Consider the following 26,671-nt stretch of genomic DNA (forward strand, 5'->3'; position numbering starts at 1 on the left):
CCGTCGAAACAAGCATCGCGCGTGCCCGTGCGGCGGCGGCTTTACCGCGGCGCGTGCGTGTCCTCGTCGTCCGGGAAATAGCGCGTGTCGGTCAGCTGCGCGATGCCGTCGAGATCCGGAAAGATCGTCGCGACGCTCACGCCGACACCGGCGAGTTCCTGCCGGATCGTCGCGAACCGCGCGCCCGGCACGACGATGCGGATGAGGCGGCCGGCGAAATCCGCATGCTCGTCGAGCGGCACGAAGCGCTCGGCGCCGGCGTCGTAGCCGTGAATCGTGAACCAGCCGTCCTGCGCGGTGATCCGCGGCATCACGTGACGCGGCCGGAACACCTTGGTGCGCGTGACTTCCAGCGGGGCGCGCCGCTCGGCGGCGGTCGCGATGTCGTCGGCGTCGTGCGCGAGGCACCACACCACGCCGTCGCCGCCCGCTTCGCCCGCGCGCCTGACCGCGAACCACAGAGCGGCGAGCGCGTTGCCGGACCAGTCGAGCAGCCGTGTGCGCATCCCGTGCTGCTGCGCGAGCGCGAGCCAGTCGCACGCATCGAGGTTCTGTCCGGGTTCCAGGTGCGGCAGCGCGCGCCGCGTGAATTCGTCGAGCATCCGCGCTTCGACGTCGGGCGACGCGCGCTGTCGCGCGATGCCCGGCACGAGCGGCCAGCCGGCATTGCACTGGCCGCGAAAGAGGCGCAGCGCCATCGTCTGCCGCTGCGCGCCGATCGCGGCCATGTAGTCGGCCACGCTGTCGATCGAGCGATCTGCCGCGTCGCGTTCACCGTCCATCCATCACCCCTCCTGTCGCGGTTGCCGGTACGCGCCGCCGTCGCGTCGGCACGTGTCCGCTGTCGCCGCTGACCGGATGCGCAGCCGCCGGTACGGCCGACCGCGCATCCCGTCCCGCCCCGCGATTCACGGCGTCTTGCCGTGCTCCTTCTGCCAGCGTTCCATCAGCGCGATCTCGTCGCGCTGCGCGGCGACGATCCGGCTCGCGAGCTGCCGCAGCGTCGGGTCCTTGCCGTATTTCAGCTCGACCTGCGCCATGTCGATCGCGCCCTGGTGATGCGGCGCCATGTGCGAGACGAAATCGCGATCGGCGTCGCCCGTGTACGGGGCGCTTTCCATCGCTTCCATCATCTTGCGGTCGGCACGCTTGAATGCCTGCGTGGATGAATCCGGCACGCTGGCCGGATTGGCGGGACGCAACTGCGCCGCCGCGGGCAGCGCCGACGCGCACACGGCCAGCAGGGTGCAGGCGGCACCGCGGCGCAGGGATGAACGGTTGAATGCAGACATGAGACGAATCCTCGCTAAGAGATTGAACGGTTCGCGTGCGGCTCTCCTCTCGTTCGCACGCATCGCGACGACGGAGGCCGCGCGGCACGCGTCACCGCCATCGCGCACGCGCATGCGCGTCGCCGCGCGCGACCAGCGCGCGGATGCGGTCGGCGGTGCGGCACGCGATCGCCTGGATCGTCAGCGATGGATTCACGCCGCCGACGGTCGGAAACACCGAGCCGTCGCACACCCACAGGTTCGGGATGTCCCAGCTGCGGCAATCGGCATCGACGACGCTCGTCGCCGGGTCGTCGCCCATCCGCACGGTGCCGGCGAGATGGCACGTGTCGTCCTCCTCGTGCCAGACGTCGCGCGCGCCGGCCGCTTCCAGCGAACGGCCCATCTGCGCGAGCGCATGGCGAATCATCCGGCGATCGTTGTCGTCGTACGAATAGGTGACGCGCGCGACCGGCAGCCCGAACGCGTCGCGTTCGTCGGCGAGCGTCACGCGGTTGTCCGCGCGCGGCAGCGTCTCGCCGACGATCTTCAGGCCGGCCTGGAAGTTGTAGCGCGCCATCTCGCGCTTCAGCGCATCGCCCCACAGCCCGCGCGCGGCGACCTTGCGCGCCCATTCGATCGGCAGCGGCCCCTGGCTCATCCAGCAGTAGCCGCCGAAGAAATCCTTGCCTTCGTCCGCGTAGTTCCAGTGCTCGGTGATCGACAGCGACGGCGGGCCCTTGTACCAGCGCACTTCGTCGTCCATCGTCCCCCACGACGCCTGGTTGAGCTGCGCCATCAGATAGCGGCCGACGAGGCCCGAACGGTTCGCGAGCCCCTGCGGATGCCGCCCGTTCGCGGACAGCAGCAGCAGGCGCGGCGTCTCGATCGCGTAACCGGCGACGACGACGTTGCGCGCGCGCTGGAAATGCGTGCGGCCGTCGCGCCGGTAGTGCACGCCGGTCGCGCGATCGCCTTCGGCCTCGATCCGCAGCGCCATCGCGAGATCGCGCACCTCGGCGCCGGCCGCGACCGCGCGCGGAATCCACGTGACGAGCGCGCTCTGTTTCGCGTTGGTCGCGCAGCCGGCGATGCAGAAGCCGCGATACACGCACGGATGCGCGCGGCCGCGCGGCGCGGACAGCGTCGCGAGCGGCGTCGGCGTCCAGTCGATGCCCATTGCCTCCGCGCCGCGTGCGAGCACGAGCGCGGCCGCGTTCAGTTCATGCGCGCGATACGGATAGCGCGGCCGCGGCGGACCCCACGGGTAATTCACCGGCCCGCTGATCTTCAACGCCTGTTCGACCTCGCGGTAGTAGCGCCACATCTCGCGCCAGTCGAGCGGCCAGTCGACGCCGTAGCCGAGCGCGCTGCGCGAGCGAAACCACTCGGGCCTGAACCGCAGCGACACCATCGCGAAGTGCACCGTGCTGCCGCCGATCGCCCGGCCGCTGTTGTTGGTGCCGAGCGTGAGCGGATCGGCGCCGTCGCAGATCCGCTCGTCGGTCCAGAACAGCTTGTGCTGATGCGTCTCGTCCGACGCGAATTCCTCGAGCGGCCGCCACCATGCACCCGCGTCGAGCGCGACGACCGAAAAGCCGTATTCGGCGAGCTTGCACGCGAGCGTGCCGCCGCCCGCGCCGGTGCCGACGATCACGAAGTCGACCTCATCGTCGTCGCGGAACATCCGCATCGGCGACCAGCCGCCGACCCGCAGCGGATCGGGCGCACGGCCGTCGCGGCCGCGCGGCGTCGGGGCGGACAGCGGTTCATCGGCGGCCATCGCGATCGCCCTCCTCCATGCGCATGTCCGCTTCCCACGGGTCGCGTCGGTTGAAGTCCATCCGCACGTAGCCGCGCGGGCTCGCGGGTCCGCCGAAGCCGATCTCGTTCCACGCGAACGGATGGCCGTAGTACGCGCCGCAGACGTCCATCAGCACGCGCTTCGTGAAGAACGTGCGCGGGTCCATGCCGTCCCACGCCGGTTCCAGCTGCCGGTCGACGTCGCCTTGCTGTACCGCGTGCAGCAACGCATCGGCGTCGCGCGCGCCGAGCGCCGCGAACGGGCAACCATGCGCGTGCCGCGCCATCGCGTCGAGCGCGGCGAGACCCGTCTGCCACGCGACGCGCAGCGGCGGAAGGCGCGCATCGCGATAGCCGTCGCCGTCGTCGGCCGCGAGCCGCGCGTCGACCAAGGCCGCGGTCGGGATCGCGCCCGCGCCGCCCGGCTGCTGCGGGACGATGCGCGCGCACAACGCGCCGAGCGTCGCGAATCGTTCGGCATCCAGATAGCGTGGCGCATGGGCCGCGACACGCAGGCGCGCATCGATTGCGCGCCGCGTCGCATCGTTCCACGATGGCGTGTCGCGCTTGGCGAGCACGTCGTAGCCCGGATAGCGCGGCAGCGCGACCGCGTTGCGGTTCGTATCGCTCATGGCGCCTCCCGTTCGGCGAGCGCGGTCGCGGCGAGCCCCGCGATCGCGAGCGCGGTGAAGCTCGGCGGCGCCGGCAGCGGCGGGCCCGACAGCAGGTTCTGCGACCAGTTGCGCCAGCCGCCCATCTGCCGCGCGACGCCGCGCACATGAAACGCGACGCCGACGAGCCCGAGCACGGCCGTCGCGCGCAGCCAGCCGCGGCAGAACCGCCGGTCGGCGCGCGGACGCGACAGCGCGAGCTGCGCGGTCGCCAGTGCGGCCACCGGCGGCACGACGAGCGGCGCGAACATCGCGCGATGCTGGAAGGCGCCGCGAAAATGCAGCAGCCCGACTTCACCGAGCGTGCCGACGAGCCCCGCCGCGACGAGCCCGGCCAGCGCGCGCCCGGCCGGCAGTCCGGCGAGCCGCGGCGCGTCGGCCGGGCTCTCGCGCAGCCGCTCGCCCGCCGCCCCCAGCGCGCCCGACAGCAGCAGCGCGAACGGCGCACCGAGCGGCGCGCCATAGAACAGGTTGTGCCAGCTGAACCCGCCCGGTCGCTTCGTCACGTTGTACAGGTGGAACGCGGAACCGGCGACGCCGACCGCGGCCGCTGCGACGTGCACCGCGTCGCGCAGCCGGTGGCGCACGGGCGTGTCGTCCGCGTGGCCGTGCACGCTCGCGATCACCGACAGCGTCGACATCGCGAGCGGCGCGAGCATCGCGCGATTGTGAAAGGTGCCGCGATAGTGCTCGACGCCGCTGTCCGCGAGCACCGAGCCGGCCAGCAGCAGCGCGCTGCGGTTCAGCAGCCGCGCGGCGTCGGCGAGCAACCTGTCGCGCTCGGCGGCGCGATGTCGGGGGTGTCGCATCGTTCCTCCTGGTCGGGATTCAAAGCGCGAGATCCAGCAGATCGGCGGCGCGCAATTCGAGGCCGAGCCCGGCGCGCGTCGCGTCGATCTCGAGCGCGCCGTCGACGAGCATCGGCGCGCCGTCGAACAGCATCCGCTCGATGCGCACGTGATCGTGAAACCATTCGATGTGGCGCAGGCGCGCCGCCGCGCATCCGATGTGCCGGTGCAGCGCGGGTGCGCAATGCGCGGACAGGTCGACGTGATGCGCATCGGCAAGCGCGGCGGCCGCGAGAAAGCCGCTGACGCCGCCGCAGCGCGTCGCGTCGGCCTGCAGCACGTCGACCGCGCGGCCTTCCAGCAAGCGCCGGAAATCGTCGGGCGTATACGCGTACTCGCCGGCGGCGATGTCGACCCGCGCGCCGACGTGCTCGCGCACGAACCGCAGCCCGTCGACGTCGTCGCTGCTGACGGGCTCCTCGAACCAGCGGATGTCGCAATCGGCGGCGGCCTGCGCGAACGCGAGCGCGGTGCGCGGCGCATACGCGCCGTTCGCATCGACGAACAGGTCGACGCCCGGCCCGAGCGCATCGCGCGCCGCGCGCACGCGCGACGGATCGCGCGCATCGTCCACGCCGATCTTGATCTTGCACGCGCGCACGTGCCCGGCGCGCCATCCGTCGAGCTGCGCGGCGAGCGTCGGCGCATCGTAAGTCGTGAAACCGCCACTGCCGTACACCGGCACGCGCTCGCGCAAGCGGCCGAGCAGCAGCGCGAGCGGCACGTCGGCGAGTTTTGCCTTTGCGTCCCACAACGCGGCGTCGAGCGCCGAGATCGCGGTCGCCGCGATTCCGCCGCGGCCGACGTTGCGCACCGCGCGCCACAGCGCGTCGACGGCGGCCGGGATGTCCACCACCGGCCGGTTGCGCAGCACGCCGGCCAGCAGCGACGTCACGAGCGGCACGGCGCTCGCGTCCGTGTACGTATAGCCGAGCCCCGTCACGGGCCCCGCGTCGATCTCGACGACGACGACCGTCGTCGCGGTCCATGCGTATGTGCCGTCTGCTTCGGGCCGGTCGGTCGGCACGCGGTACGCGCGGGCGCGCACGTCGTCGATCGCCGGCGCGGCGGAAAGTGCCATCGTTGCGCTCCGGTCAGCTTGCGTGTTGCTTGCGGATGCGGCGTGCAACCGCTGTGCCCGGCTTCTGCGGCGCGGCACGTGCCTTGCGCGGCAGCCTCGCATCGGCTCATCCCGAACCAAGGAGAAACGGCATGGCGACAGTGGCGGATTTCATCGTCGAGCGGCTGTACGACTGGGGCGTGCGCCGCATCTACGGCTACCCGGGCGACGGCATCAACGGCTTTTTCGGCGCGCTGAACCGCGCGGACGGCAAGATCGAATTCATCCAGGCGCGCCATGAGGAGATGGCGGCCTTCATGGCGTCCGCGCATGCAAAATTTACAGGCGAGCTGGGCGTATGCGTCGCGACCTCGGGCCCCGGCGCCGCGCACCTCGTGACCGGCCTGTACGACGCGCGGCTCGACCACATGCCGGTGCTCGCGATCGTCGGCCAGCAGGCGCGCGCGGCGCTCGGCGGCCACTATCAGCAGGAAGTGGATCTACCGGCGCTTTACAAGGACGTTGCGGGTGCATTCGTTCAGCTGGCGACGGTGCCCGGCCAGGTGCGTCACCTGGTCGATCGCGCGGTGCGCACCGCGCTCGGCGCGCGCACGGTCACCGCGCTCGTGCTGCCGAACGACCTGCAGGAGCTCGACTACGCGCCGCCGAAGCGCGCGCACGGCACCGTGCATTCGGGGGTCGGCTACACGGCGCCGAAAGTCGTGCCGTATGCGGACGACCTGCGGCGCGCGGCCGACGTGCTCAACGCGGGATCGAAAGTCGCGCTGCTGGTCGGCGCCGGTGCGCTGAAGGCGACCGACGAGGTCATCGCGGTGGCCGACCGGCTCGGCGCGGGCGCCGCGAAAGCGCTGCTCGGCAAGGCCGCGCTGCCGGACGACCTGCCGTGGGTCACCGGTTCGATCGGGCTGCTCGGCACCAAGCCGAGCTACGAGCTGATGACCGAATGCGACACGCTGCTGGTGGTCGGCTCGGGTTTTCCGTATTCGGAATTCCTGCCGAAGGAAGGCCAGGCGCGCGGCGTGCAGATCGACCTGAAGGCCGACATGCTCAGCTTGCGCTACCCGATGGAGGTCAACCTCGTCGGCGACAGCGCCGAGACGCTGCGCGCGTTGCTGCCGCTCTTGAACGAGCGTCGCGACACCGCATGGCGCGACCGGATCGCGAAATGGAACCACGACTGGCACGAGACGCTCGCCGCCCGCGCGGCCGCGAAAGCCAGCGCGGGGCGCGGCGTGAACCCGCAGCGCGCGTTTACCGAGCTGTCGCCGCGCCTGCCCGACGACGTGATCCTGACGAGCGATTCGGGCTCCTGCGCGAACTGGTATGCGCGCGACCTGATGATGCGGCGCGGGATGATGGGGTCGTTGTCCGGCGGGCTCGCGTCGATGGGCGCCGCGGTGCCGTACGCGATCGCCGCGAAATTCGCGCACCCGGTGCGCCCGGTGATCGCGATGGTCGGCGACGGCGCGATGCAGATGAACAACATGGCCGAACTGATCACGGTCGCCAAATACTGGCGCCAGTGGCCCGACCCGCGCTGGATCTGCATGGTGCTGAACAACGAGGACCTGAACCAGGTCACGTGGGAGCAGCGTGTGATGGAAGGCGACCCGAAGTTCGACGCGTCGCAGCAGATCCCGAACGTGCCGTACTACCGCTTCGCGACGCTGCTCGGCCTCAAGGGCATCTACGTCGACGATCCGGAACAGCTCGGCGCCGCATGGGACGAAGCGCTCGCGTCCGACCGGCCGGTCGTGCTCGAAGTGAAGAGCGACCCCGAGGTGCCGCCGCTGCCGCCGCACGTGACGCTGCAGCAGGCGAAGCATTTCGCCGAAACGCTGGTGAAGGGCGACGCGCGCGAAGCCAACGTGATCGTCGAGACCGCGCGGCAGGTGCTGTCGGCCGTGCTGCCCGGCAACGGCGAACACGGCGACAAGGCCGGCAAAGGCAGCAAGGGCGGGAAAGGCGAATCGTAGGCAACGCACGCGCGGACGGCGCGTCATCCTAGCCGATGTCGACGTCGTCCCGCCCGTCGCCCTGCAGCGCGAGCGCCGCATTCACGAGCCCGACCTGCGCGAGCGTGAACGGAAAATTCCCGCACAGGCGCCGCGTGTGCACGTCGTATTCCTCGGACAGCAGCCCGACGTCGTTGCGCAAGCCGAGCAGCCGCTCGAACAGCGCGTGCGCGTCGCCGTCGCGCCCCTGCATCCGGTACACCTGCACGAGCCAGAAGCCGGCCGCGAGAAACGCGCCTTCGTCGCCTTCGCAACCGTCCGCGAAACGCGGCGGCCGATAGCGGAACGGCAAGCCGTCGTCGACCAGTTCGCGCTCGATCGCGGCGACCGTCGCGACCACGCGCGGATCGGACGCGTCGAGCATCCCGGTCAGCGGAATCAGCAGCAGGCTCACGTCGATGCCGTCGCCGTCGAAGCGATCGACGAAGCGGCCCAATTGCGCGTGATAACCGTGCTCGAGCACCTCCGCGCGCACCGCGTCGGCCCAGCGCCGCCACACGTCGAGCGGTGCATGGTGGCCGAATGCGCGCGCGGAACGGTACGCGCTTTCGACCGCGGCCCATACCATCACCTTCGACGACGTGAACGGATGCCGGCCGCTGCGCACCTCCCAGATCCCTTCGTCCGGCTCGCGCCAGATCGTCGCGAGATGTTCGAGCAGGCGCCGTTCGAGCGTCCACGCGTCGTCGTCGGGCGGCAGCCCGTGCCGGCGCGCCTGGTACAGCGCCCCGAGCACCTCGCCGTACACGTCGAGCTGCAACTGGTCGGCTGCCGCGTTGCCGAAGCGCACCGGTTGCGCGCCTTCGTAACCGGCCAGATGCGCGGCTTCCCACTCGGCCGCGCGCCGGCCGCCGTCGGCCGCATACAGCACCTGCAGTTGCGACGGATGATCGGCGATCGCGCGCACGAGCCAGTCGCGCCAACGCGCGGCTTCGTCGCGATAGCCGCAGCGCACCAGCGCGCGCAGCGTAAAACTCGCATCGCGCAACCAGCAGAACCGGTAGTCCCAGTTGCGCTTGCCGCCGAAGCGCTCGGGCAACGAACTGGTCGGCGCCGCGACGATGCCGCCGGTGCGCAGGCTCGACAGCAGTTTCACCGTGATCAGTGCGCGCTCGATCGCGTCGCGATGCGGGCCCTCGGCGGCGTTGCAATCCGACCAGACGCGCCAGAACGCCTGCGTGTCGCGCAGCGACGCGTACGCGTCGGGCACGGCCGGCGCCGGGTCGAACGAACGCGCGTAACTGATGCAGAAATCCCCCCGCTCGCCCGCCGCGATCCGTCGCGTGCCGACCAGCCGGTCGCTCTGCACGTCGAGCCGCGCATCCGTGTCGAGCCACATCGCATCGCCGCCCGTCATCATCCGCCAGCGCCGGCCGAAACGCCGGCACCACGGCAGCGCGCTGCCGTAGTCGAAGCGCACGCCGAGGTCGATATCGACGTCGACCGTCCCGCGCTCGCCCTTCACGCTGCGGATCAGGCATGGATCGGGCGCGTTCCAGCTCATCCAGTCGGTGAGCGTGATGCGGCCCGACGAGGTGTCGAACGTCGTTTCGAGTATCGCGGTGCCCGGCAGATAGCGACGCGTGGCGCGGGCATCGTGCTCGCGCGGCGCGATCCGGAACCGGCCGTTGTCCGGCGTACCGACGAGCGCGGCGAAGCACGGCGGCGAATCGAAGTCCGGCCAGCACAGCCAGTCGATGCTGCCGTCGCGCGCGACGAGCGCCGCGCTGCGTCCGTCGCCGACAAGCGCGTAATCCTCGATCCGCATCGCGCTCACCGGTGCCATTTGCGCGCGGCGGAAAAGGCAGCCGCGAGCACCGCGACGGCCGCGCCGAACGCGAGCGCGCGCGACGCGCCGAGCCCGGCCTCGGCGCCGGTGCGGCGCGCTTCGTCGGTGAACGCGCCGCGCGTCGCATGCCGGCCCGGCACCGGCTCCCACAGGTTCGACGGGCGCGGGCCGGCCCGCGCCGCGCGCTGCTGGCCGCGCACGGCCGTCCGCGCGAGATAGCGGTCGAAGCAGCCGGGGGCAAGGCCGTTCGCGACGATCGCCGCGAGCGACGACCAGCCGACCCAGCGCTCGCGGCACGGATGCCGCGCGGCGTGCACGATCGCATCGGCCGCCACCTCCGGCGCATAGACCGGCGCGACCGGACGCGGTGCATGCGGCAGCACGGATTCGGCCCAGTCGAACTGCGGCGTGTCGATCGCGGGCAATTGCACCATCGTCACGCGCACATGACTGTGTGCATGCAGCAGCTCGCAGCGCAGCGCGTCGGTAAAGCCGCGGATCGCGTGTTTCGCGCCGCAGTACGGGGCCTGCAACGGAATCGACCGGTATGCGAGCGCCGAGCCGACCTGCACGATCGTGCCGCGGTTGCGCGGGGCCATCCGTGCGAGCGCGGCACGCGTGCCGTACACGCAGCCGAGGTAGGTGACGGCCGTCACGCGCGCATAGTCTTCCGGCGAGATGGCGTCGAACGGCGCGAACACGGTCACCATCGCGTTGTTGACCCACACGTCGAGTGGCCCGAGTTCGTGTTCGATCCGCTCGGCCGCCGCGTCGAGCGCAGCCGCATCGCTGACGTCGACGGCAATCGGCAGCGCCTGGACGCCATACGCGCGCACCTCGCACGCGGTGTCGTGCAGCGCGCGCGGATCGCGAGCGAGCAGCGCGACGTTCGCGCCGAGTCGCGCGAACGCGTGGGCGGTCGCGCGACCGACGCCCGCGCTTGCACCCGTGATCGCGACGGTCTTCACGGTCGAGTCCTCCCGTTTTTCGATGATGGCCGGCACGCCGTCGAAGCTTTCGCGCCGCAACGTGCCGGAACGCGATCGGCGCAGCAAACGACATGCCGTCGGCCGCCGGGGCCGTATGGCCTCGGCGCGAGCCGTGAACGGTCGCCCAATTTACAAGCCGGCTGTAACGCGCCGGCCGTCGTGCGCGCAATCCCGCCACCTCGCGGCCGCCTCCGCGCCGGCCGCACGCGCACGAAATTTGCTCCGCCGCGAACGGCTGTCGTCATGCCGGTGCGTCCGGCAAGGAGTCTCGTTGCTCGTTCCGCTGTCCCGCAAAACGCGTCATATCACGCGTGTCGCACCGTTCGCGTGCGCGGTCGCGCCGAGCGTCGCGTGCGCGGCCGCCGCGCCTGCGGCGCCCGGCGATCCGGCCGCGCCGTTGCCGCTCGCGTACGTCGTGCACGCGGCCGGCCCCGCCGCGCAGCCGGTGTTCGTGCTCGGCTGGGCGCTGCTCGCGCTGTGTACGTTCGTCTGCATCGCGATCGCCATGCTGCTGCTGATCGCGCTGTTTCGTCGTCGCGCACGGACAGGCGGCGGCCACGGCAGCGGCCTGACGATCGTGACGGTAGGCTCCGCGATCTCGATCCTGCTGCTGTTCGGCGCGCTCGTGTACATGCTGCGCGTGCTGGGCATGGTCGCCGCACCGCCGCGCCCGCCCGCGCTGACGATCACCGTGACCGCACAAGACTGGTGGTGGGCCGTTCGTTATCCGGACGATGCGGGCGGCCCGGCCTTCGACACCGCGAACGAGATCCATATTCCGGTAGGCGAGCCCGTCGCGATCGAACTGAAGAGCGCCGACGTGATCCACGCGTTCTGGGTGCCGCAACTTGCCGGCAAGACCCAGACGATTCCCGGCCAGACCAACCGCCAATGGCTGCAGGCCGACCGGCCCGGCATCTATCGCGGCCAATGCTCGCAGTATTGCGGCGCGCAACATGCGCACATGGCGTTCGAAGTCGTGGCCGAGCCGCCGGCTGCGTTTCACGCATGGCTCGCCGCGCAGCGCCAACCGGCCCGGGCACCCGCGGCGGGCGCCAACGCCGAACGCCGCGGCCAGCGCGTGTTCGCCGCGCGCTGCGCGGGCTGCCACGCGGTGCGCGGCACCGACGCCGCGGGCGACGCGGGCCCCGATCTCACGCACGTCGGCACGCGCCGGCTGCTCGCGGCCGGCACGCTGGACAACACGCCCGACAACCTGCGCCGCTGGATCGCGCATGCGCAGCAGGTCAAGCCGCAATCGCTGATGCCGTCGATCGCGCTCGCGCCGCGCGACGCCGACGATCTCGCCGCGTATCTCGCGACGCTGCACTGAACGGAGGATGCCGATGGCCATTGCCCGCGACACGCCCACCCCGCTCAGCCGCGTACCCGATCTCGGCGACGCGCCGCCCGGTTCCGCGCACGAGCGCGCGCTGGCCGAGCTGTGGGAATCGGCACCCGGCTGGCGCGGCTGGCTCGGCACCGTCGATCACAAGCGCATCGGGCTGCGCTACATCGTCACCGCATTCGTGTTCCTGCTGCTCGGCGGCGTCGAGGCGCTCGTGATGCGCATCCAGCTCGCGCGGCCGAACGCGACCGTGCTGACGCCCGCGCAATACGATTCGCTGTTCACGATGCACGGCGTCACGATGATCTTCCTGTACGCGCTGCCGGTGCTGTCCGGTTTCGCGAACTACCTGTGGCCGCTGATGCTCGGCTCGCGCGACATGGCGTTCCCGCGGCTGAACGCGTTCTCGTACTGGGCGTTCCTGTTCGCCGGGCTGTTCCTGTATGCGAGCTTTCCGCTCGGCGCGGTGCCGGACGGCGGCTGGTTCAACTACGTGCCGCTCACGTCGCTCGACTACAGCGCCGGCGCGAACATCGACATCTATGCGCTCGGGATGATCCTGCTCGGCATCTCGACGACCGGCGGCGCCGCGAACTTCGTCGTCACACTGCTGCGGATGCGCGCGCACGGCATGTCGATCGACCGGCTGCCGATCATCGTGTGGGGCACGCTGACCGCGTCGGTCGCGAACCTGGTCGCGGTGCCGTCGGTGAGCCTCGCGTTCCTGCTGCTGTGGCTCGACCGCAATGCCGGCACGCATTTCTTCGACGTCGCGCACGGCGGCCGGCCGCTGCTGTGGCAGCACCTGTTCTGGATGTTCGCGCATCCGTGGGTCTACGTGGTCGTGCTGCCGGCGATGGGGATCGTGTCGGATGCGCTGCCGACCTTCTGCCGGCGGCCGCTCGTCGCGTACGAGGCCGTCGCGGTGTCGACCGTGGCGACGATGCTGATCGGCTTCGAGGTGTGGGTCCACCACATGTTCGCAACGGGCATCGCGCCGCTCGCGCTCGCGTTCTTCGGCGCCGCGAGCATGCTGATCTCGATCCCGAGCGCGGTCGCGGTGTTCGCATGGATCGCGACGATCTGGACCGGCCGCCCGGTGTTCCGCACGCCGTTCCTGTATTTCGCGGGCTTCGTGCTGATGTTCGTGATCGGCGGCGTGTCGGGCGTGATGACCGCGGCCGTGCCGCTCGACTGGCAGCTCACCGATACGTACTTCGTCGTCGCGCACCTGCATTACGTGCTGCTCGGCATCAACGTGTTCCCGGTGCTCGGCGGCGTCGCGTACTGGTTCCCGAAATTCACCGGGCGGATGATGAACGAGCGGTTCGGCCGCTGGACCTTCTGGGTCGTGCTGGTCGGCTTCAATCTCGGCTTCTTTCCGATGCATATTTCCGGGCTGCTCGGGATGCCGCGCCGCATCTATACCTATCCGTCCGGGATGGGCTGGGACACGTCGAACCTGCTGACGACGATCGGCTCGTTCGTGTTCGGAATCGGCATCGTGATGTTCGTCGTCAACGCGCTGGTGAGCGCGCGGCGCGGCGTGCGCGCCGGCGACAACCCGTGGGGTGCGGCGGGCCTCGAATGGTCGGTCGCGTCGCCGACGCCCGTGTACAACTTCGCGGTGCTGCCGCTCGTCGCGTCGCGGCATCCGCTGTGGGAAACGCGCGACGATCCGCAACGCACCAGCCTGCGGGTCGGCTACCGGCTCGCGGACGGGCGCGAGGCGCTCGCGGTCACGCCGCTCGCCGCGACGCCGAGCGCGATCCTGAAAATGCCCGAGGACAGTTGCGTGCCGTTCGTGCTCGCGCTGCTGACGACCGCCGTGTTCGCGGCGATGCTCGCGCGCTCGCCGACGCTCGTCTGCGTGGCCGTCGCCGGTTGCGCGATCGCCACCGCCGCGTGGCTGTGGCCGCGCCGCACGCTCGGCCAACGCGCGCGGCTGCCGGCTCGCGCCGACACGCAGGCGCCCGCGGCCGCGGCTGGCCCTCGTCCGGACGAACCGCCGTCGCCGACGGTGCCGGCCGGCGCGCCGGCCGCGTGCGTCGCGCCGCTGCCGGTGGGCAGTTGCGGCGAACGCGCGGGCGGCTGGTGGGGCGTGCTCACGCTGATCGTCACCGAGGCCGGGCTGTTCGGCTACCTGCTGTTCTGCTACTTCTACCTGCAGTCGCAATGGCCCGCGCCGTGGCCGCCCGAAGGAATGCCGAAGATCGGGCTCGCGGCCGTCAACACGGTCGTGCTGCTGTCGAGCAGCGTGTTCGTGTGGCTCGCCGAGCGCGCGGTGCGGGCCGGCCGCCAGGGGCGCGCGGTCGCGATGCTCGTCGTCGCTCTGGTGCTCGGCATCGCGTTCGCGCTGGTCCAGCTGCACGAATGGCGCGACCATCCGTACGGCCCGACCGCGCATCTGTACGGCAGCCTCTACTTCACGATCACCGGGTTCCACCTCGCGCACGTCGTCGCCGGTCTCGCGATCCTCGCGCTGCTCGCCGGCTGGACCGCCGCCGGTTTCTTCGGCCGCGAACGGCGCGTCGCACTGACGGTCGGCGGGCTCTACTGGCACTTCGTCGACATCGTGTGGCTGTTCATCTTCACCGCGCTGTACGTGTCGCCGTTCTGGCTGAGGAGCACCGGATGAACGATGCACGACGCACGTGGACACCGCTGCTCGCGATCGCCGCCGGCCTGGTCGGCGCGCCCGCGCTGTGGTTCGCGCAGATGCTGGTGTCCGAGACGCTCGCGTCCACCGCGTGCTATCCGCTCGGCGTCGCGCAGGCCGCGCCGCGCTGGGCGCACGTCGGCGTATGGCTTGCGCTGATCGCCGCGGGCGCGTTCGCGTTGGCCGCGGCCTGCGCGACGTGGCTCGCGCGCGCGTGGCGGCGCCGGCACGATGCCGATGCGTCGGTCGCGACCCGCGACGACAGTACCCGCTTTCTCGCGCGCTGCGGGATGCTCGCCGCGCTCGGCTTCGTGATCGGTCTCGTATTCACGGGGATCGTCACCGCTTTCGTGGGGCCTTGCAGTCCATGGCGCTGATCTCGTTCGCTTCGTTTCCGTTCCGCGTTCCGCGCCGCCGCGCGGGCGTCGCGTTCGCCGTGTGCGTCGCGCTCTGCGGATGCGACATGCAGCGGGACGACAACACGGCCGCACCCGGCAATGCAGCCGACGCCGCGTCGGCGGCGGAAGCGCCCGAGCCCGCGTCGGGCTGGCGGTTCGTGCGGATCGGTGCGTCGGCGGCCGATGCCGCTGCGTCGATGTCCGCGCGCGTGAAGGACGACCGGCGGCTGTCACGCGACCGGGACGCGTCGGTGGCCGATGCGCCATCGTCCGCGGCGTCCCCCCCGCCGCCCGAGGCGGCCTCCACGTCGACCGCCCGCCGCCCGGTGATCGCCGCGGCCGCCGCGAGCGCCGACGCCGCGACGCTCGCGCGCGGCCGCTACCTCGCGCTCGCCGGCGATTGCGCCGCGTGCCACGACGCGGCCGACCATACGCCGTACGCGGGCGGCCAGCCGGTGAATTCGCCGTTCGGGCCGATCTACGCGCCGAACATCACGCCGGACCCGACGCACGGGATCGGCCACTACACGCTGCGCCAGTTCGACGATGCACTGCGGCGCGGCGTGCGCGCGGACGGCAGCCGGCTGTATCCGGCGATGCCGTACCCGTCGCTCGCGCACCTGACCGACGACGACGTGCGCGCGCTGTATGCGTATTTCATGCGCGGCGTCGCACCGTCCGCGAATGCGGCGAAGCTCACGCGGTTGCCGTTTCCGTTCAACCAGCGCTGGGCGCTGGGGCTGTGGAGCCTCGCGTTCGCGAACCGCGACCGGTTCACGCCGCAGCCGTCGCAGTCGGCCGAATGGAATCGCGGCGCGTATCTCGTGCAGGGGCTCGGCCATTGCGGCGCGTGCCATACGCCGCGCGGGCCGGCCTACAACGAACGCGGCTACGACGAGCGCAGCCCCGCGTTCCTGACCGGCGGCATCAACGATCACTGGTTCGCGCCGAACCTGACCGGCGCGAGCCCGGACGGCCTCGGCCGCTGGTCCGCCGACGACATCGCCGCGTTCCTGCGCAGCGGCCATGCGGCGCGCGGCGCGGTGTTCGGCGCGATGGCGCCGGTCGTCGGCGAAAGCACCGCGTTGCTGACCGATGCCGACCGCCATGCGATCGCCGTGTACCTGAAGTCGTTGCCGGCGCAACCGACTGCCGCGACGAATCCGCTGGGCGTCGGCGTCCCGCGGCGCACGGCCGCCGGCCCGCGGCCGGAAAGCGGCCAGCAGGCGCCGGGGGCCGGCGTGTATGCGGGGTTCTGTGCGCGTTGCCACGGTGCGGACGGCACGGGCGTGCGTGATCGGGGGCCGGCGCTCGTAGGCAACTCGGTCGTGCTCGCAGCCGATCCGACCAGCACGATCCGGATCGTGGTCGAAGGGGCGCGGCCCACGCCGGGCAAACCGGGGCCGGTGCAACGGATGCCGGCGATGCGCGGCGCGCTGACGAGCGGCGAAATCGCGGCGGTGGTCAGCTACGTGCGCGGCGCGTGGGGGAATCGGGCCGCGCCGGTATCGGAGCGGGATGTGAGGCGGTTGCGGGGGGCGATACATCGGTAACGGCGTGCTGCCTGCGGGCTTGCCGGGCGACGCCGAGCGGGTCAATACGGGCGGGCTTGGCGTGAAGCATGCAGCCCGCCCCTGGTGACATCATCCGTGGGCCGCCGCACGTGCGTGCGAGCGCGTGCGCGAGGTCGGTTCAGGCCCGCGGCCCGCTTCGGCGTTCTGCGTGGTCGGCGCAACGGTCAGATGCAAACCCAACGCGGCGACGACCTTCATGATCGTTGCAAATTCCGCGTTCCCACCCTCCGACAGCGCGCGATAGAGCGCCTCACGCTTCACACCGGACTCGCGCGCCAGCGCCGTCATGCCGCGCGCCTTCGCGACGTTGCCGAGCGCGGCCTGGATCAGTCGAGGATCTCCATCTTCAAACGCCTGCGCCAGGTAGTGACGAATCGCTTCCTCGTCCTTCAGGTACTTCGAGCCATCGAATTCGGCCAGTTCGCTGATTTTCATCTTCAATCCTCCAGTTCGGCGGCGATTTGCTTCGCCGTCTTGATGTCCTTCTTCTGCGTCGACTTGTCCCCACCGCACAACACCACGACGATTATCTTTCCGCGCCGCACGAAGTAGGCTCGGTACCCCGGCCCTACATCGATCTTCATTTCGTTGACGCCGTCGCCGATCGCACGCCACTGGCCAAGGTTGCCGAGCTTCGCCCGCTCGATGCGTAGGCTGATCGCCGCGCTGCCGACCGGGTCGCGAAGACCACCGAGCCATTTGTCAAATTGGGGAGTGGTCAGGACTTTGAACATGAAGCGATTGTAACCCATAGGGGACGCCACGGCTACTAGTCCGCGTTGCTCTCCATATCCGTAGGCACCGTGAACGCGCCCAGCGCACGGCGCCACGAACCGCGATCATTCGACGCGTGCCCGTCCCGACCCACCAGGTTTCGAAGCTACCGCTACCGACTCGCAACGGCTTGCGCTCCCGGCGCCTGCCACCCGCCCCCGAGCGCCTTGAACGCCGCGACCGCCGCGCGCGCCGATTCGGTTCTCGCCCGCACGCGTTCGTCGGACGCACGCAACAGGCTTTCATCGGCCTGCAACACCTCGATCAGGCTGACCACCCCTTTCTGATAGGCCGCAAACGACGCGGTCCGCGCGCGGGCGAGCGAATTCACGCCATCGCCGAGAATGGCCGCCTGCTCGTCACGCTTGACGAGCGCGGAGAACGCATTCTCGACGTCCTCGGTCGCACGCAGCGCCGCGAGCCGATACGCGGCCAGCATTTCGGCATCCTGCCCTTTGGCCTGCGCGATCTGTGCATTGACCCGGCCGAAATCGAACAGACGCCAGCGCAAGCCGAGCACGCCCGCAGCCTGGTTCGCGCCGCCGGCAAACAGGTTGCCCGCGCCCATCGTCGTCGCGCTGCCGATCAACCCGCCCAGCGAGAACTTCGGGTAATACTCGGCAATAGCCACGCCGATGCGTGCGTTCGACGCCGCCACGCGCCGCTCGGCGGCGATCAGGTCGGGCCGGCGCCGCAGCAGTTCGCCCGGCGTGCCGGTCGCCGCGATCCGCGGCGCGACCGGAATCTCGCCGCCGGCGAGCAATTCCGCGCGATGCGTGCCGGGCTGCGCGCCGAGCATCACGTCGAGCGCATTCATCGCCGCGTCCAGCGCCGCTTCGAGCACCGGCACCGTGGCACGAACCTGCGCGAGCGCGCCTTCGGCCTGCCGCACCTGAAGCTCCGCCGCGAGGCCCTTTCCATAGAGGAGATTGAGGGTCGACAGCAGATCCTGCTCGGTCTGCACCTGGTGTCGCGCGACCTCGAGCCGGCCCTGCAATCCGCGAATCGTGATGTAGGTGTCTGCGGTCTGCGCGGCGACGGCGAGCCGCGTCGCAACCGCCGCCGCTTCGGATGCCTGATAATCGGCGAGGGCCGCTTCACGGCCGCGGCGCAACCCGCCGAATACGTCCAGCTCCCAGCTCGCGTCGAGATCAACCTCGTAGTCGTTGCCATGACGGTCGAAACCGGGCGTCGCATTCAACACGCGCCCCAGCGGCGTTTCCACCGACTGGTAGACGCGCGCCGCCTGCCCGCTCACATTGCCCGACGGCAGCAGCGCCGCAGTCGCCGCACCGAGGCCCGCGCGCGCCTGCGCGACGCGCGCCGCGGCTTGCGCAAGATCAAGGTTCTGCGCGAGCGCCAGCGTGACGTATTCCCTCAGTTGCGGATCGCCGAAGCCCGCCCACCACGTCGCGAGGTCGGCGTCGGCCGCCGCGTGGCGCTGGTCCACGGCGCGCTGGCCCTGGAACTGCTGCGGCATCGCCACGTCCGGCCGCACATAGTCGGGACCGACGGCACACCCCGCCGACAAGATGGCGGCCAGCGCCGCGGCAACGATGGGTTTGGGTAGCATGAGGGCTTTAGCAAGAATCCGGTAGTGACTATAATACCAAATAGTCACTCGTTGTCCATTCCTGTCAGCTGCAGCTCATGAAAAAAATCGACCCTTCCCCGGCGCCCGCGCGCGGCCCGGCCGACCACGACGTCCGCGACCAGATCGTGGCCGCCGCCACCGAGCACTTCAGCCGGTACGGCTATGAAAAGACGACCGTGTCGGACCTCGCGAAGGCGATCGGCTTCTCGAAGGCCTATATCTACAAGTTCTTCGAGTCGAAGCAGGCGATCGGCGAGATGATCTGCGCGCACTGCCTGCACGAGATCGAGACGGACGTGCGCGCGGCCGTCGCCGAGGCCGAACTGCCCACCGAAAAGCTGCGGCGGATGTTCAAGGTCTTCACCGAAGCGAGCCTGAGGCTGTTTTTCCGCGACCGCAAGCTGTACGACATCGCGGCGTCGGCCGCCACCGGAAACTGGCCGTCGGTGCAGGCCTACGAGGCGCGCGTGCAGAAGCTGCTGCAAGACGTCCTGCAGGAAGGCCGGCAAAACGGCGAGTTCGAGCGCAAGACGCCGCTGGACGAAACCGCGACGGCGATCTACCTCGTGATGCGGCCGTACCTGAACCCGCTGCTGCTGCAGTACAACCTCGACACGACCGACGCCGCGCCCACCCAGCTGTCCAGCCTCGTCCTCCGAAGCCTCGCGCCGTGAACCGGCACCCTTTGTGACTATTGACTATATTGGTCACTAGATACACAATGAAAGCCCCGCTCACTTCGTCACTGGGTCTTTCATGGTTCGGCGTCGCCTCGCTTTCTTCGCAGTCGCTTCCGCACTGCCCCTCGCGCTAGCCGCCTGCAGCGGTAAAGCGCCGTCCGATCCGCGCACGGAGGCGCCGCTCGTGCGTACCGCCGTCGTGCAGGCGGCCGTTCCCACGTCCCGCTCGTTCACCGGAACCGTCGCCGCGCGCGTGCAGAGCGATCTCGGGTTCCGGGTAGCCGGCAAGGTGCTGGAGCGGCTCGTCGATACCGGGCAGACCGTGCGGCGCGGCCAGCCGCTGATGCGGCTCGACCCGATCGACCTGAAGCTCGCGGCGCGCGCACGCGACGAGGCCGTCGCCGCCGCACGGGCCCGCGCGCGGCAGACCGCCGAGGACGAAGCCCGCTACCGCGACCTGCGCGGCACCGGCGCGATATCGGCATCCGCGTACGATCAGGCCAAGGCCGCGGCCGATGCCGCGAAAGCGCAGTTGAGCGCCGCCGAGGCCGACGCCGACGTCGCGCGCAATGCGACCGGCTATGCGCAACTCGTCGCGGACGGCGACGGCGTGGTGATGGAAACGCTCGCGGAGCCCGGTCAGGTCGTCAGCGCGGGACAACCGGTGGTGCGGCTCGCGCACGCCGGCAGCCGCGAGGCCGTGATCCAGCTGCCCGAAACCCTGCGCCCGGCGATCGGGTCGGTCGCACAGGCCGGGCTGTTCGGCAAGCCGGACGTCAGCGTCCCCGCGACGCTGCGCCAGCTTTCCGACACCGCGGATCCGAGAACGCGTACGTTCGAAGCGCGCTACGTGCTGCAAGGCGTGCTGGCCAATGCCCCGCTGGGCGCGACCGTCACGATCCGCCTGCCGGACGACGCGCGCACGGCTTCGCCACGCGGCATGCAGGTGCCGATCGGCGCGCTGCTGGACGCGGGCAAAGGGCCCGGTGTGTGGGTCGTCGCCGGCGAACCGGCCAGGGTGACGTGGCGGCCGGTCAAGGTCGAGCATCTCGACGACGACAGCGCGCGCGTGTCCGGCGACGGCGCACTCAAGCCAGGCGAGCGCGTCGTCGCGCTCGGCGCGCAGTTGCTGCACGAAGGCGAAGCGGTCCGCGTGTCCGCGCAGGCCGCCACGATCGCGAGCGAAGGAGCACGGCCGTGAGCGAACGCCGCTTCAACCTGTCTGCGCTCGCCGTGCGCGAGCGCGCGATCACGCTGTTCCTGATCGGCCTGATTTCGCTGGCTGGCCTCGTGTCGTTCTTCAAGCTGGGCCGCGCGGAAGACCCGGCGTTCACGATCAAGGTGATGACCATCGTCACCGCATGGCCGGGCGCCACCGCGCAGGAAATGCACGATCAGGTCGCCGAAAAGATCGAAAAGCGCATGCAGGAGCTGCGCTGGTACGACCGCACCGAAACCTATACGCGCCCGGGTCTCGCGATCACGACGCTGACACTGCTCGACAGCACGCCGCCGTCGGAAGTGCAGGAACAGTTCTACCAGGCGCGCAAGAAGATCGGCGACACGGCGAACGATCTGCCGGCCGGCGTGATCGGCCCGATGGTCAACGACGAATACGCGGACGTCACGTTCGCGCTGTTCGCGCTGAAGGCCAAGGGCGAACCGCAGCGCCTGCTGGTGCGCGACGCCGAAGCGTTGCGCCAGCGGCTACTGCACGTGGCGGGCGTGAAGAAGGTCGACATCGTCGGCGAGCAAGCCGAGCGCATCTACGTGCAGCTGTCGCACGACCGGCTCGCGACGCTCGGCGTGAGCCCGCAGGACGTGTTCGCCGCGCTCAACGGCCAGAACGTGCTGACGGCGGCCGGTTCCGTCGAGACGCGCGGGCCGGAGATCTTCATTCGTGTAGACGGTGCATTCGACAAGCTGCAGAAGATCCGCGACACGCCGATCGTCTCGCAAGGCCGCACGCTGAAGCTGTCGGACATCGCGACCGTCGAGCGCGGCTACGAAGATCCGTCGACGTTCATGATCCGCAACAACGGCGAGCCCGCGCTGCTGCTGGGCATCGTGATGCGCGACGGCTGGAACGGGCTCGACCTCGGCCGCGCGCTGGATGGAGAAGTCGGCGCGATCAACCGCGAACTGCCGCTCGGCATGAGCCTGACCAAGGTCACAGATCAATCCGTGAACATCAGCTCGGCCGTCGACGAGTTCATGGTCAAGTTCTTCGCCGCGCTGCTCGTCGTCATGCTCGTGAGCTTCGTCAGCATGGGCTGGCGCGTGGGGCTCGTCGTCGCCGCGGCCGTGCCGCTGACGCTGGCCGTGGTGTTCGTCGTGATGGCCGCCACCGGCAAGAACTTCGACCGCATCACGCTCGGCTCGCTGATTCTCGCGCTCGGGCTGCTCGTCGACGACGCGATCATCGCGATCGAAATGATGGTCGTGAAGATGGAGCAAGGCTACGGGCGCGTGGCCGCATCGGCCTATGCGTGGAGCCATACGGCCGCGCCGATGCTGGCCGGCACGCTGGTGACCGCGGTCGGCTTCATGCCGAACGGCTTCGCGCGCTCCACCGCCGGCGAATACACCAGCAACATGTTCTGGATCGTCGGGATCGCGCTGATCGCATCGTGGGTCGTGGCGGTGGTGTTCACGCCGTACCTCGGCGTGAAGATGCTGCCCGACTTCAGGACGATCGAAGGCGGCCACGACGCCATCTACGACACGCCGCGCTACAACCGTTTCCGACAGGTGCTGACGCGCGTGATCGCACGTAAATGGCTGGTTGCGGGGTCCGTCGTCGGCCTGTTTGCACTCGCCATTCTCGGCATGGCCGTCGTCAAGAAGCAGTTCTTCCCGATCTCCGATCGCCCCGAGGTGCTCGTCGAGGTGCAGATGCCGTACGGCACGTCGATTTCGCAAACGAGCGCCGCCGCGTCGAAGGTCGAAGCGTGGCTCGCGAAGCAGAAGGAAGCGCGGATCGTCACCGCGTACGTCGGCCAGGGCGCGCCGCGCTTCTACCTGGCGATGGGTCCGGAGCTGCCCGATCCGTCGTTCGCGAAGATCGTGGTGCGCACCGACAGCCAGGACGAACGCGACGCATTGAAGGCGCGCCTGCGCCGCGCCGTCGCCGACGGCCTCGCGCCCGAAGCGCGCGTGCGCGTCACGCAACTCGTGTTCGGCCCATATTCGCCGTTCCCGGTCGCCTACCGGATTACCGGCCCCGATCCGGACACGCTGCGCGGTATCGCGTCCGAAGTCGGGCACGTGATGACCGGCAGCCCGATGATGCGCACGGTCAATGCCGACTGGGGCACTCGCGCGCCGACGCTGCACTTCATGTTGCAGCAGGATCGCCTGCAGGCGGTCGGGTTGACGTCCAGCGCGGTCGCGCAGCAGTTGCAGTTCCTGCTGACCGGCGTGCCGGTCACCGCGGTGCGCGAGGACATCCGGACCGTGCAGGTCGTCGCGCGTTCGGGCGGCGATGCGCGGCTCAACCCGGCGCGGCTCGACGACTTCACGCTCGCCGGCGCGAACGGGCAGCGCATTCCACTGTCGCAGGTCGGCAAGGTCGACGTGCGGATGGAGGAACCGATCATGCGCTGGCGCGATCGCGTGCCGACGGTCACGGTGCGCGGCGACATCGCCGACGGCTTGCAGCCGCCCGACGTATCGGCTGCCATCACGAAGCAGCTTCAGCCGATCATGGCCAGGTTGCCGAGCGGCTACAGGATCGAGGAAGCCGGCTCCATCGAGGAATCCGGCAAGGCAACGAAGGCGATGCTGCCGCTGTTCCCGATCATGCTCGCGATCACGCTCGTCATCATCATCTTCCAGGTGCGCTCGATCTCGGCGATGGTGATGGTGTTCATGACGAGCCCGCTCGGGCTGATCGGCGTGGTGCCCACACTGATCCTGTTCCGGCAGCCGTTCGGCATCAATGCGCTGGTCGGGCTCATTGCGTTGTCGGGGATCCTGATGCGCAACACGCTGATCCTGATCGGGCAGATTCACCAGAACGAACAGGCCGGGCTGGACCCGTTCCATGCGGTCGTCGAAGCGACCGTGCAGCGCGCAAGGCCGGTGATCCTCACCGCGATGGCCGCCGTGCTCGCGTTCATTCCGCTCACGCATTCGGTGTTCTGGGGCACGCTCGCCTACACGCTGATTGGCGGCACGTTCGCCGGCACGATCCTCACGCTGGTGTTCCTGCCGGCGATGTACGCGATCTGGTTCAGGATCGGGCCGGGACGCACCGCCGGCTCGCATCGCGGCGAGCCCGAACCGGCGTCACTGCCCGACTCCACGCTTGCGGCCGCGCTCGACGCACGCAACTGACCCTTCCCCCACTCACCCTTTCGAAGGAAACAGCCATGTCGAACCCTACCGTTGTCGTCGTGACCGGCGTGTCGTCAGGCATCGGGCGCGCGACCGCAGAGCAGTTCGCCAAACGCGAGTGCCGGGTGTTCGGCACCGTGCGCAGCATTACCCGAACCGCGCCCGTCGCCGGCGTCGAACTGATCGACATGGACGTGCGCGACGATGCGTCCGTTCAATCCGGAATCCGTACGATCATCGAGCGGGCCGCGCGTATCGACGTGCTCGTTAACAATGCGGGCACGAGCCTGATCGGCGCGGTGGAGGAAACGTCGGTGGCCGAAGCGACGGCATTGTTCGACACCAACGTGCTCGGCATCCTGCGCACGGTGCAGGCCGTGTTGCCGCACATGCGCGCACGACGCGGCGGACGCATCGTCAACGTCAGTTCGGTGCTCGGCTTCTTGCCGGCGCCGTACATGGGCCTCTATGCGGCGTCCAAGCATGCGGTCGAGGGATTGACCGAAACGCTCGATCACGAGGTACGCCAGTTCGGCATTCGCGCAACGCTGGTCGAACCGTCGTTTACGCGGACCAGCCTCGACGTCAATGCGCCGCATGCGAATGCAAGCATCGCCGATTACGACCGCGAACGGACGCTTGCGTCACGCGCGATCGTCGACAACGTGAAAGCGGCGCCCGAGCCCGATGGGGTGGCGAGCACCATCGTCGAGGCCGCGCTCGGCGCGTGGCGCATGCGACGCGCGCCGAGCGGCGAAGCATCGCTTTTGCGCACGTTGCGGCGCTTCATGCCGGCCGGCCCGGTCGATTCGAGCCTGCGCAAGAAATTCCGGCTCGCGTGACGCGGTGCGCCGGCGAAACGTCTTTGAACGAGGATGCCCGAGCTGTTCGCGAAGCTCGGCCCCGCGCCGAGGCCGCCCATCATCGACATGCACCGGCAATCGCGACGCGACATGCCGCAGCGTGCTCGCCCGTCATTTGCACGAATAGTTCGCCGCGTCCCGGATCGACCCCGAACCGTTGTACGCGGCCTTCGTCGGATACATGCACACGGGCTGGCTCGCGCTGCCGTCCGCCGAGGTCAGCTTGATGCTCGCCGGCGCGTTGCCGTTTTCGACCCAGTTGACCAACTGCGCATACAGGTCCTGCCGGTCGGCATGCGGCAACGGCACCGTATTGGCCGTTTGCGCCGGGCCGGCCGTGCCATTGACGCCGCCATAGCCGCTGCAATGCCCCATGCCCGGCACGAGGAACAGCCGGTCGAACTGCTGCACCGCCGGTATGCCACCCATCCGGCTCGCGACGCGTTCGTAGTAGTGGATGCTGCCCGACGGCGTGATCAGCGGATCGGCAAGACCGTGGTAATGCAGCACCTTCGCACCATGCTTCACGAGCCCCGACAGGTCCGGGTTATCGGTATTGATGTTGCCGAACGACGACTGCAGCGCGATCCCCTGGTCATAGGCGTTCGCGAGACCCGCATAGCCGAGGCCCTTCCACTTGTTCGCGCCGTTTCCGGTCGCGTTCGTGAAGCCGGCGCCGGCGATCGTCGGGTCCTGCAGCTCCAGCGCGACGAGGTCGGTCGAGATGCTGAACGGGGTCGCGCCGGCCAGCGCGCCGGTGCCCGTGCCCCGCATCAGCCCGAACCACATCTGGTTGCTGGCGAGCGACGTCGCCGTGCCGGTGTCGAGTGCCGGATTCGGCACCGAGCCATCGCGCGTCATCCCGTACCAGGTCTTGTTCATCGCGGTGGCCTGCGCGGCCGTCACGCACGCGGCCGTCGTGTTCATGCCGGCGACGGCGCCGATCTTCACGCCCGAGCACAGTACGTTCGCGTCCTGGGTCGGATCGTAGCGACACTGGGCCGGGTCCATCAGGTAACCGAGATGCTGGCCGCCAACCACATCGCACGCGCTGACCGCCGCCCCCGACAGCAGCGACTGCTGCGCATCCGTCAGCGTCACGCCGCCGAGATCGACCTGCGCGACGACCTGCGGATACAGCTCGCCCGTAATGAACTTCGACCAGTTGAACGCAGGCGCGCCGTTCAGGTAGCCGTCGTAGTCGGACGGATTGTTCTGCGCTTCGTTGTAGCCCTGCCGGCCACCGGTCGAGCAGCCGTCCCAGTACGCATACTTTTGCGGTGTCGCGTAATACGCGGCAACCAGCGCCTTCGTCTTGAGCGCCAGTTCGTGCAGGCTGCGCTGCGCGAAGTCGTTCCACAGCGTCGTATTGATCGTGCCGTCCGGATTCATCGCGAACGATCCGTTCTGGATCGCGTGCCCGGTATCCGTCGTGCCGACCACCGCGCCCTCGGACGCCGCGATCGTCGCGGCGCTCGGCGTCGCACCCGCGCTAGCAATCTTCGTCGGGTCGCCGTACGCACCGCCCTGCCACCCGCCGCCGCCGAGGTTGTGAATTCTGCGATTCCAGTTCGACGGCGCGGGCAGCCAGATTTCCATCCCGATGCCGGCCGACGTCGACGGCGCGCCTGACGGGCCCGCGTGGCCTGGCCCGACGTTCAGCTTGACGAGACACAGGCTGTTGCCGGCGACGGGCGTCGCGGACGTGACCGCGGACGCATCGAGCACCAGCGGATCGCCTGCCTTGAACGACTTCACCGCGATCACCGTCGTGTTCGCATCCGGCGCGAATCGCGCCTTCATCGTCTGATCGCAGGTCAACGCAGCATCGGCCGTGCCGCCTCCGGCATCCTGGACTTCGTTGTCGTTGCAACCGGACACCATCAACATGCCGGCCACGGATGCCGCGACAGCCATGCCGAAGCACCATCCACCACGACGGGTTCTACCTTTGAGCATCGACGCCATTCCACCCC

At 69.8% G+C, this 26,671-nt stretch carries 21 protein-coding genes; 9 read left to right on the forward strand and 12 right to left on the reverse strand.

The genetic code is table 11. The annotated features are described in order from the left end of the window. Positions 1-41 precede the first annotated feature (41 nt). From H0X95_RS16885 to H0X95_RS16910, 6 genes are all read right to left on the reverse strand, one after another. Complete coding sequence (locus H0X95_RS16885) at positions 42-782, reverse strand: FRG domain-containing protein (protein ID WP_059722933.1); 741 nt, start codon at positions 780-782, stop codon at positions 42-44. 126 nt (positions 783-908) lie between these two features. Beyond that, positions 909-1,292, reverse strand: coding sequence for a CopM family metallochaperone (gene copM, locus H0X95_RS16890; RefSeq protein ID WP_006498267.1), 384 nt, complete (start codon positions 1,290-1,292; stop codon positions 909-911). Between the two features lie 91 nt (positions 1,293-1,383). Then, the gene (locus H0X95_RS16895; protein WP_059722931.1) at positions 1,384-3,054 is read right to left on the reverse strand and encodes a GMC family oxidoreductase; all 1,671 of its coding nucleotides are present in this window, start codon (positions 3,052-3,054) and stop codon (positions 1,384-1,386) included. After that, positions 3,041-3,706, reverse strand: coding sequence for a gluconate 2-dehydrogenase subunit 3 family protein (locus tag H0X95_RS16900; protein WP_006483455.1), 666 nt, complete (start codon positions 3,704-3,706; stop codon positions 3,041-3,043). The genes H0X95_RS16895 and H0X95_RS16900 overlap by 14 nt, the downstream gene beginning before the upstream one ends. Next, entirely contained in the window at positions 3,703-4,554 is an 852-nt protein-coding gene (locus H0X95_RS16905; protein ID WP_059722929.1) for a hypothetical protein, read from the reverse strand. The genes H0X95_RS16900 and H0X95_RS16905 overlap by 4 nt, the downstream gene beginning before the upstream one ends. Positions 4,555-4,573: 19 nt before the next feature. Beyond that, complete coding sequence (locus tag H0X95_RS16910) at positions 4,574-5,674, reverse strand: enolase C-terminal domain-like protein (protein ID WP_034203599.1); 1,101 nt, start codon at positions 5,672-5,674, stop codon at positions 4,574-4,576. Between the two features lie 131 nt (positions 5,675-5,805). On the opposite strand from H0X95_RS16910, the gene H0X95_RS16915 reads away from it, so the two are divergent. Continuing rightward, a complete protein-coding gene (locus H0X95_RS16915; RefSeq protein WP_006482037.1) occupies positions 5,806-7,650 on the forward strand; it encodes a thiamine pyrophosphate-requiring protein in 1,845 nt (614 codons plus the stop codon). Positions 7,651-7,678: 28 nt separating this feature from the next. Here the strand turns inward: H0X95_RS16915 and H0X95_RS16920 are convergent, their stop codons facing one another. After that, entirely contained in the window at positions 7,679-9,457 is a 1,779-nt protein-coding gene (locus H0X95_RS16920; protein ID WP_059723094.1) for a glycoside hydrolase family 15 protein, read from the reverse strand. 5 nt (positions 9,458-9,462) lie between these two features. Beyond that, a complete protein-coding gene (locus tag H0X95_RS16925; RefSeq protein ID WP_043206011.1) occupies positions 9,463-10,446 on the reverse strand; it encodes an SDR family oxidoreductase in 984 nt (327 codons plus the stop codon). A gap of 292 nt (positions 10,447-10,738) precedes the next feature. On the opposite strand from H0X95_RS16925, the gene coxB reads away from it, so the two are divergent. The 4 genes from coxB to H0X95_RS16945 are packed head-to-tail and all read left to right on the forward strand — an operon-like array spanning position 10,739 to position 16,425. Further along, on the forward strand, positions 10,739-11,800 hold the full coding sequence (gene coxB, locus H0X95_RS16930) for a cytochrome c oxidase subunit II (RefSeq protein WP_059722927.1): 1,062 nt from the start codon (positions 10,739-10,741) through the stop codon (positions 11,798-11,800). Between the two features lie 13 nt (positions 11,801-11,813). After that, a complete protein-coding gene (gene ctaD, locus H0X95_RS16935) occupies positions 11,814-14,453 on the forward strand; it encodes a cytochrome c oxidase subunit I (RefSeq protein ID WP_196446120.1) in 2,640 nt (879 codons plus the stop codon). Next, positions 14,450-14,851 (forward strand): hypothetical protein, encoded by a 402-nt coding sequence (locus H0X95_RS16940; RefSeq protein ID WP_059722925.1) that lies wholly within the window; start codon positions 14,450-14,452, stop codon positions 14,849-14,851. The genes ctaD and H0X95_RS16940 overlap by 4 nt, the downstream gene beginning before the upstream one ends. Continuing rightward, positions 14,842-16,425, forward strand: coding sequence for a c-type cytochrome (locus H0X95_RS16945; protein WP_059722924.1), 1,584 nt, complete (start codon positions 14,842-14,844; stop codon positions 16,423-16,425). Before H0X95_RS16940 ends, H0X95_RS16945 begins: the two co-directional genes overlap by 10 nt. Before the next feature lie 90 nt (positions 16,426-16,515). On the opposite strand, the gene H0X95_RS16950 is transcribed toward H0X95_RS16945, so the two are convergent. The 3 genes from H0X95_RS16950 to H0X95_RS16960 all read right to left on the reverse strand — a co-directional run bounded on the left by H0X95_RS16950 (position 16,516) and on the right by H0X95_RS16960 (position 18,793). After that, positions 16,516-16,881, reverse strand: a complete 366-nt coding sequence (locus H0X95_RS16950) for an addiction module antidote protein (protein ID WP_059722922.1) — start codon at positions 16,879-16,881, stop codon at positions 16,516-16,518. 2 nt (positions 16,882-16,883) lie between these two features. Next, a complete protein-coding gene (locus tag H0X95_RS16955; RefSeq protein WP_059722920.1) occupies positions 16,884-17,180 on the reverse strand; it encodes a type II toxin-antitoxin system RelE/ParE family toxin in 297 nt (98 codons plus the stop codon). Between the two features lie 152 nt (positions 17,181-17,332). Next, entirely contained in the window at positions 17,333-18,793 is a 1,461-nt protein-coding gene (locus H0X95_RS16960; protein WP_059722918.1) for an efflux transporter outer membrane subunit, read from the reverse strand. A gap of 77 nt (positions 18,794-18,870) precedes the next feature. On the opposite strand from H0X95_RS16960, the gene H0X95_RS16965 reads away from it, so the two are divergent. The 4 genes from H0X95_RS16965 (at position 18,871) to H0X95_RS16980 (ending at position 24,674) form a co-directional block, all read left to right on the forward strand. Then, positions 18,871-19,488, forward strand: coding sequence for a TetR/AcrR family transcriptional regulator (locus tag H0X95_RS16965; RefSeq protein ID WP_059722917.1), 618 nt, complete (start codon positions 18,871-18,873; stop codon positions 19,486-19,488). Between the two features lie 82 nt (positions 19,489-19,570). Next, positions 19,571-20,695, forward strand: coding sequence for an efflux RND transporter periplasmic adaptor subunit (locus H0X95_RS16970; RefSeq protein ID WP_059722915.1), 1,125 nt, complete (start codon positions 19,571-19,573; stop codon positions 20,693-20,695). Then, entirely contained in the window at positions 20,692-23,832 is a 3,141-nt protein-coding gene (locus tag H0X95_RS16975; RefSeq protein WP_196446121.1) for an efflux RND transporter permease subunit, read from the forward strand. The genes H0X95_RS16970 and H0X95_RS16975 overlap by 4 nt, the downstream gene beginning before the upstream one ends. Before the next feature lie 35 nt (positions 23,833-23,867). Beyond that, the gene (locus tag H0X95_RS16980) at positions 23,868-24,674 is read left to right on the forward strand and encodes an oxidoreductase (RefSeq protein WP_059722910.1); all 807 of its coding nucleotides are present in this window, start codon (positions 23,868-23,870) and stop codon (positions 24,672-24,674) included. A gap of 132 nt (positions 24,675-24,806) precedes the next feature. Here the strand turns inward: H0X95_RS16980 and H0X95_RS16985 are convergent, their stop codons facing one another. Continuing rightward, entirely contained in the window at positions 24,807-26,654 is a 1,848-nt protein-coding gene (locus H0X95_RS16985; protein ID WP_059723090.1) for a tannase/feruloyl esterase family alpha/beta hydrolase, read from the reverse strand. Positions 26,655-26,671 lie beyond the last annotated feature (17 nt).

Origin of the sequence: Burkholderia sp. 9779_493 (assembly GCF_015712215.1) — a bacterium.
Lineage (GTDB): Bacteria > Pseudomonadota > Gammaproteobacteria > Burkholderiales > Burkholderiaceae > Burkholderia > Burkholderia cenocepacia.

Bases quoted from the DNA above. Each gene is read 5' to 3' on its own strand.
- H0X95_RS16955 (WP_059722920.1), bottom strand. From the start codon at position 17,180: ATGTTCAAAGTCCTGACCACTCCCCAATTTGACAAATGGCTCGGTGGT.
- H0X95_RS16900 (WP_006483455.1), bottom strand. From the start codon at position 3,706: ATGAGCGATACGAACCGCAACGCGGTCGCGCTGCCGCGCTATCCGGGC.
- H0X95_RS16920 (WP_059723094.1), bottom strand. From the start codon at position 9,457: ATGCGGATCGAGGATTACGCGCTTGTCGGCGACGGACGCAGCGCGGCG.
- H0X95_RS16945 (WP_059722924.1), top strand. From the start codon at position 14,842: ATGGCGCTGATCTCGTTCGCTTCGTTTCCGTTCCGCGTTCCGCGCCGC.
- ctaD (WP_196446120.1), top strand. From the start codon at position 11,814: ATGGCCATTGCCCGCGACACGCCCACCCCGCTCAGCCGCGTACCCGAT.
- H0X95_RS16965 (WP_059722917.1), top strand. From the start codon at position 18,871: ATGAAAAAAATCGACCCTTCCCCGGCGCCCGCGCGCGGCCCGGCCGAC.
- H0X95_RS16910 (WP_034203599.1), bottom strand. From the start codon at position 5,674: ATGGCACTTTCCGCCGCGCCGGCGATCGACGACGTGCGCGCCCGCGCG.
- H0X95_RS16960 (WP_059722918.1), bottom strand. From the start codon at position 18,793: ATGCTACCCAAACCCATCGTTGCCGCGGCGCTGGCCGCCATCTTGTCG.
- H0X95_RS16940 (WP_059722925.1), top strand. From the start codon at position 14,450: ATGAACGATGCACGACGCACGTGGACACCGCTGCTCGCGATCGCCGCC.
- H0X95_RS16985 (WP_059723090.1), bottom strand. From the start codon at position 26,654: ATGCTCAAAGGTAGAACCCGTCGTGGTGGATGGTGCTTCGGCATGGCT.
- H0X95_RS16885 (WP_059722933.1), bottom strand. From the start codon at position 782: ATGGACGGTGAACGCGACGCGGCAGATCGCTCGATCGACAGCGTGGCC.
- H0X95_RS16950 (WP_059722922.1), bottom strand. From the start codon at position 16,881: ATGAAAATCAGCGAACTGGCCGAATTCGATGGCTCGAAGTACCTGAAG.
- copM (WP_006498267.1), bottom strand. From the start codon at position 1,292: ATGTCTGCATTCAACCGTTCATCCCTGCGCCGCGGTGCCGCCTGCACC.
- H0X95_RS16895 (WP_059722931.1), bottom strand. From the start codon at position 3,054: ATGGCCGCCGATGAACCGCTGTCCGCCCCGACGCCGCGCGGCCGCGAC.
- H0X95_RS16980 (WP_059722910.1), top strand. From the start codon at position 23,868: ATGTCGAACCCTACCGTTGTCGTCGTGACCGGCGTGTCGTCAGGCATC.
- H0X95_RS16905 (WP_059722929.1), bottom strand. From the start codon at position 4,554: ATGCGACACCCCCGACATCGCGCCGCCGAGCGCGACAGGTTGCTCGCC.
- H0X95_RS16915 (WP_006482037.1), top strand. From the start codon at position 5,806: ATGGCGACAGTGGCGGATTTCATCGTCGAGCGGCTGTACGACTGGGGC.
- H0X95_RS16970 (WP_059722915.1), top strand. From the start codon at position 19,571: ATGGTTCGGCGTCGCCTCGCTTTCTTCGCAGTCGCTTCCGCACTGCCC.